Origin of the sequence: Enterococcus spodopteracolus, assembly GCF_030441955.1 — a bacterium.
In the GTDB taxonomy this organism is placed as follows: Bacteria; Bacillota; Bacilli; order Lactobacillales; family Enterococcaceae; genus Enterococcus_B; species Enterococcus_B spodopteracolus.
The window spans coordinates 1-421 of record NZ_JARJHD010000121.1; the positions used below are offsets into that span (position 1 = coordinate 1).

1 protein-coding gene is annotated in these 421 nt (G+C 37.1%); it reads left to right on the forward strand.

The annotated features are described in order from the left end of the window. A partial coding sequence (locus P3R27_RS14855; RefSeq protein WP_301399192.1) for an N-6 DNA methylase occupies nucleotides 1-393 on the forward strand: 393 nt, incomplete at its 5' end. Nucleotides 394-421 lie beyond the last annotated feature (28 nt).

Consider the following 421-nt stretch of genomic DNA (forward strand, 5'->3'; position numbering starts at 1 on the left):
ATCGAAGAAAAAGGATGGATTGGTTATTACGAGCCAGCGTGTGGCGCAGGTAGTATGATAATCGCATTTACGCAGGCAATGGAACGTAAGGGATATAACTATCAACAGCAGCTACGTGTATTGTGTGAAGATATCGATGAAAATTGTCTGTTAATGGCGTATGTACAACTTTCATTACTTGGTGTAAACGCCGTATGTGAGGTAAAAGATTCGCTATCAAGAGAAAAATTTTCAACTTGGTATACACCCTTTCATATGATCAATCCAAAATACCTATTTTCTGAAAAAAACAGTGATCAAGAGAAAAAAATAAACCCACTGCTTCAGACAGAAAACAAATTAGAAGAAGAATGGACACTACCAACTGACGCCGAACAACTTGTTTTATTTTAATTAGTTTCATGGAGAGAAGAAGGACGCT